Source organism: Actinocrinis sp. (assembly GCF_035946395.1).
GTDB lineage: Bacteria > Actinomycetota > Actinomycetes > Streptomycetales > Catenulisporaceae > Actinocrinis.
Genome location: NZ_DASYZI010000238.1, coordinates 1 through 5,269, shown reverse-complemented (window position 1 = coordinate 5,269; position 5,269 = coordinate 1). Strand labels below are relative to the sequence as shown.

Here is a 5,269-nt window from a genome sequence, read left to right as displayed (position 1 = left end):
CCAGCCAGTCCAGGGGTGAACTCATGGTCATCATCCGTTCCAGGCCAGCCCAAACGGGTACGCCTGGGATACTGGGCCAATGCCGTCCATGAACGATCTGGTACGTGCCCACACCACGCTCGACGCCCGAGACCTGGAGTGGCTGCACCTCATTGTCGCCGACTGGCAGATGCTCGCCGATCTGTCCTTCGCGGACCTGGTGCTGTGGGTGCCCACCGCGGACGAACTGCGCTACGTCGCGGTGGCGCAGATGCGGCCCAACACCGGGCCGACCTCGTATCCCGACGACCTGGTCGGCCACGTGGTGCCGCGCGGCCGAAGGCCGCTGCTCGACCAGGCACTGGACGTGGGCCGGATCATCCGCGAGGGCGACCCCGAGTGGCGCGAGGCGGTCCCGGTGCGGGTCGAGGCGATCCCGGTGCGCCGCGCCGACCGGGTCATCGCGGTGATCGGCCGCAACACCAACCTGCTCACCGCGCGCACGCCGAGCCGTCTCGAACTGACGTACCTTCAGACCGCGTCGGATCTCGCGCAGATGATCGCCACCGGCCGGTTCCCGCACCCGAACTCGCGCAGCCACCTCGACGCGATGCCGCGGGTCGGCGACGGGATGATCCGCCTGGACGCCGACGGCACGGTGACCTACGCCAGCCCCAACGCGGTGTCCGTCTTCCATCGCCTCGGCCACGGCGCGGACCTGGTCGGCTCGCACTTCGGCAAGGCCTGCGCGGAGTTGCTGGCCCCGCAGGCGGGCCCGATCGACGAGGCGCTGGCGTCCGCGGCGGACGGCCGCGCCCCGCGGGACACCGAGCTGGAGGCCGTCGACGGCGCGATGCGCCTGCGCATCATCCCGCTCGCCCCGCTCGGCCCGCGCGTCGGCGCGATGGTGCTGGTGCGCGACGTGACCGAGCTGCGGCGGCGCGACCGCGAGCTGGTGACCAAGGACGCGACGATCCGCGAGATCCACCACCGGGTCAAGAACAACCTACAGAACGTGGCCGCGCTGCTGCGGCTCCAGGCGCGCCGGCTGGACGAGCCGCGCGGCCGGGCGGCACTGCACGAGGCGGTGCGCCGGGTCGGCTCGATCGCGATCGTGCACGAGACGCTGTCGCAGACCCTCGACGAGCGGGTCGAGTTCGACGAGATCGCCGACCGGGTGCTGGCGATGGTGGTCGACTACTCGGCGGCCTCGGGCAGCGGCGCCTCCTCGCGGGGCGTGCAGTCCCGCCGGATCGGCTCGTTCGGGGTGCTGGCCGCCCAGGTCGCCACGCCGCTGGCGATGGTCCTGACCGAGCTGCTGCAGAACGCCTTCGAGCACGGCCTCGACGGCGCCGGCTCGACCCTTGAAGTCACCGCGACGCGCCGGGCCCGGCAGCTGACCATCCAGGTCAGCGACGACGGCCGTGGCCTGCCCCCCGGCTTCGATCCGCAGACGGCCGGGAATCTCGGCTTGCAGATCGTGCGGACCCTGGTCACCGGTGACCTGAACGGGACCTTCGACATGGTCCCGCGTGAGGGCGGCGGCACGGTGGTCACCCTCGACCTGAGCGTCGGGGAGTGATTCCCCGGCCGTGTCGGTAACTGGGTCGGTGACCGGGGTCTGGATGCAGGTACGCAGGTACAAGCACGCCAGAAGGCCGGCCGTTGTCTGGCCGGTCCCCTGGCGATGCTGGTCTTACGTGATCTACGCGGTGTTACGACTTACGCGGTGCTGCGTGTAGCGCTGTACGTGCGGTCCCGGTCCCGGTGCGGCTAGGCCATCCGGGAACGGGCGCGGGCGGCGCGGCGCTTGAGGGCGCGGCGCTCGTCTTCGCTCATGCCGCCCCAGACGCCCGCGTCCTGGCCGGACTCAAGCGCCCACTGGAGACATTGGTCAATGACATCGCAACGGCGGCAAACCGCCTTCGCATCTTCGATCTGCAGCAGTGCCGGCCCGGTGTTCCCGATCGGGAAGAACAGCTCCGGGTCCTCATCGCGACACGCGGCGCGGTGGCGCCAGTCCATCGGTTCTAACTCCTCGCCTGTGGTGCTACGGACGGGGTGGGATGCTCCCGCCCGAGCTAACGTCTTTGTGTGCTTGTGCAGTGGGTCACTGCGGTACTGCGGTCGCCGCGTCGAGCACGGCGTTGGTCGGTAGTCGTCCTGGCGCCGCCACCACACGTGCGCCGGACTCATACCTAATGCAGACGCGCGATGAAATGTTCCCGGTTCACCGAGTCTTGACCGACTCTTGTGAATGTGAACGCTTTCACGAGCGTCTCCGCTCGAACCGGCGGGTCGGCGGTGCCGACCACGGCCGGGACGTGCGGGGGGTTCTTGGGCCTTGGGCTGTTGCTGGTCTCGGAGCCGCTGACACCGTCCCGCTTGAGCGGAAGGTGCCGCCGCTCTCAGCTACGGGGCCGGCGCGGGGCCGGACACTCCTCGCTGAGCGATCACAGCCGTTTCAAGGCCGTGAACAAGCCTCGCAGGCCCCGGGCACCAGCACAAGGGTTTAGCGATGGATTTTTGGCATTCTCAGGTGTCTGCTGGATCACACCTTGTCTTCAAAGGCCGCCGTCGAAGGCGGTGGCAGTGAGTCCAAGGTCCCCGAAGAACCGCGACGAGCCGGGTCCGCGCCGTACCCGGCCGGGAGTACGGTGCGGGCGATCACCTCGCCGGGAACAAGTACATCACGCGAACACGCGCAGCGCAGCTGGAACACTACACAAAGTCACACGTTCGCGTGGTCCCAGGTAGTCGCCGTCCACCTCGAACGCGACCGGGCGTTGCGCCGAAAGAGTGAGTACCGGCAGGTCGTGCCGGATCAGCACGCCCGGCCCGTCGGCCAGCCGCCGCGAGTTCCCGATCAGCCGCCCGACGTTGAGCCCGACCGCGAACGGCGAGAAGTCCGCCAGCCCGAACAGGTCGAGGCCGGTCTCGAACCCCGCGTCGGGCGTCGCCAGGATCGGCCGGTTGCCGAGGTAGGTCCACGGCGCGGTGTTCGCCAGAGCCGCCATGAACAGCGGCTCCAGCTCGGTGCCGTCGGCCAGCGTGGCGGTGATAGGCGCGTTCTTGCGGTCGGTGCGCCGGAAGTACTCGCTCAGCGACAGCCGGATGTACAGTGCGCCGGACGCACGGCGGCCTGCCGCGCGTTGCCGTTCCACCTCGCAGGTGACGGCCGCGTCGAAGCCGTAGCCGGCCGTGAAGGTGAAGTACCGGGTCCCGTTCCCCTCGTCGGCGAGCGCGGCGCCTACGGACACGAGGCGCGTGCGCTGCTCGCGCAGGTAGCGCAGCAGGGCGCCGGTCGCCTCGACGGCGTCGTTGGGCAGACCGAGCGCACGGGCGAAGACGTTCGTCGAGCCGCCCGGGATGACCGCGAGACTGGGCACATGCGGGCCCGGCCCGTGCGTGAGCAGCCCGTTGACGACCTCGTTGACCGTTCCGTCGCCACCGAACACGATCACCACGTCGGCGCCGTCGTCCATCGCCGAGCGCGCCAGCTCGGCCGCATGGCCGCGCCGCTCGGTGCGCACGGCGCGAAGATCGAGCGCCGAGGAGAGCGCGCCCACCAGGACCTCGCTGGTGCGCTCGCTGGCCGTGGTCGCCTTCGGGTTCAGGACGAGCAGCCCGCGGTGCGCGCCGCTCGTGCACAAAGCCTTCCCCACCTGCCTGAGCTCGCCCTGCATCAGCGGCGCGGCGAGCCTGGCGGAGTGCTCGGCCGAACCGCCCCCTTCGTCGCCCTCGGCGGGCGTGGCCAACCGCTCGTGGGACATGCAGCAACAGTACCCAGGTGGGAGGCGCCTGCGCCGCTCGGGCTGCCGTTGGCCTGACGCATCAGGAAGCAGGCCCGGCTCACGGGAGCGCGATGGGCGAGTTGTACGCTGCGAAGCGTGAATAAGCAGCGTGCGGTTCAAACGGATCGCGCCGGATCGGTCAGCGCCCCCCTGACCCGCACCGAGGAGCCGCTGAAGCGGCCCGGCACGGTGACCGCCGCGGCCGCGCTGACCGGCATCGTCGCCGCGCTGCTGCTCGGCTACGGGATCTTCCTGGTGGTCGCCGGGCTGAGCGGGCAGCCGGTGCTGCGCGGCCGGGCCGAGGTGGCCGGGGTGATGTTCGCGGCCTTCGGCCTCGGCATCGGCGGGGTGACCCGCGGCCTGCTGCGGATCGAGCCCTGGGCCAGGACCCCTGCGCTGCTCACCCATCTGCTGGTGATCGCGGCGTCCTACTGGCAGCTCCAGGGCCACTACTACGGTGAGGCCGTGCCGGTCGGGCTGTTCGGGCTCGCCGGGGTCGTGCTGCTGTTCGTCCCGGCCTCGCACAAGGTGCTCAGCCGGGACGTGCGCTGATTCGTCAGTGCTCGGATCTGTTGTCCGGTTCGTGCTATTCGTCGACGAGCAGCTTGTCACGCAGCTGCGCCAGGGTGCGGGCGAGCAGCCGTGAGACATGCATCTGGGAAATGCCGATCTCGTCGGCGATCTGGGACTGCGTCATGTTGCCGAAGAAACGCAGCAGCAGGATCCGCTTCTCGCGGGCCGGCAGCTGCTCCAGCAGCGGTTTGAGCGATTCGCGGTACTCCACGCCCTCCAGGGCCTCGTCCTCGCTGCCGAGCGAGTCGGCCACGGCGGGCGACTCGTCGTCCCCGGACTCGGGCACGTCGAGGGACAGCGTCGAGTAGGCGTTGGCCGATTCGAGCCCTTCGAGCACTTCCTCCTCGGACAGCCCGAGGTGCGTGGCGAGCTCGCCCACGGTGGGGGAGCGGCCGTTGCGCTGGGACAGCTCGCTGGTGGCCGCGGTGAGCGAGAGGCGCAGCTCCTGGAGCCGGCGCGGAACGCGCACCGCCCAGCCCTTGTCCCGGAAGTGCCGCTTGATCTCGCCGATGATCGTCGGGGTGGCGTAGGTGGAGAACTCCACGCCGCGCTGCGGGTCGAACCGGTCCACCGACTTGATCAGGCCGATCGTGGCCACCTGGGTCAGGTCGTCGAGCGGCTCGCCGCGGTTGCGGAACCGCCGGGCCAGATGCTCGACCAGCGGCAGGTGCATGCGTACCAGCCGGTCGCGGATCTGGGCGCGGGCCGGGTCCTCGGGGGAGAGCTCGGCCATCCGGCGGAACAGCTCGCGGGCCTCCGCGTGCGCGGCGGCGTGCGCCGAACTGCGCGGCGTGGGCTGGTGGGGGCCGGCCTGGCGTGGCGCGCGCGGGGTATCGGGCTCGGGCACGCCGGCCCCGTCCGGCAGGCCGAACGGCGCGGTCTCGTCGTTCACCGGATCGATCTGCGCCGCGTTGAGCCCCTCG

At 70.7% G+C, this 5,269-nt stretch carries 5 protein-coding genes; 2 read left to right on the top strand and 3 right to left on the bottom strand.

The features are described from left to right. Positions 1-79: 79 nt before the first annotated feature. The gene (locus VGS97_RS14785) at positions 80-1,561 is read left to right on the top strand and encodes a histidine kinase N-terminal domain-containing protein (RefSeq protein WP_349262137.1); all 1,482 of its coding nucleotides are present in this window, start codon (positions 80-82) and stop codon (positions 1,559-1,561) included. A 191-nt stretch (positions 1,562-1,752) separates the two neighbouring features. Here the strand turns inward: VGS97_RS14785 and VGS97_RS14780 are convergent, their stop codons facing one another. Further along, positions 1,753-2,004 carry a WhiB family transcriptional regulator gene (locus VGS97_RS14780; protein WP_211470702.1) on the bottom strand — a complete coding sequence of 84 codons (252 nt, stop codon included), beginning with the start codon at positions 2,002-2,004 and terminating at the stop codon, positions 1,753-1,755. Between the two features lie 665 nt (positions 2,005-2,669). Beyond that, entirely contained in the window at positions 2,670-3,752 is a 1,083-nt protein-coding gene (locus VGS97_RS14775; protein WP_326854065.1) for a diacylglycerol/lipid kinase family protein, read from the bottom strand. A 117-nt stretch (positions 3,753-3,869) separates the two neighbouring features. Between VGS97_RS14775 and VGS97_RS14770 the strand changes: the two genes are divergently transcribed. Then, complete coding sequence (locus VGS97_RS14770) at positions 3,870-4,325, top strand: hypothetical protein (RefSeq protein ID WP_326854064.1); 456 nt, start codon at positions 3,870-3,872, stop codon at positions 4,323-4,325. Positions 4,326-4,359: 34 nt separating this feature from the next. Here the strand turns inward: VGS97_RS14770 and VGS97_RS14765 are convergent, their stop codons facing one another. Further along, entirely contained in the window at positions 4,360-5,211 is an 852-nt protein-coding gene (locus VGS97_RS14765) for an RNA polymerase sigma factor SigF (RefSeq protein ID WP_414641718.1), read from the bottom strand. Positions 5,212-5,269: the final 58 nt, after the last annotated feature.

Coding starts and splice junctions, on each gene's coding strand:
- VGS97_RS14780 (WP_211470702.1), bottom strand. CDS start 2,004: ATGGACTGGCGCCACCGCGCCGCGTGTCGCGATGAGGACCCGGAGCTG.
- VGS97_RS14775 (WP_326854065.1), bottom strand. CDS start 3,752: ATGTCCCACGAGCGGTTGGCCACGCCCGCCGAGGGCGACGAAGGGGGC.
- VGS97_RS14785 (WP_349262137.1), top strand. CDS start 80: ATGCCGTCCATGAACGATCTGGTACGTGCCCACACCACGCTCGACGCC.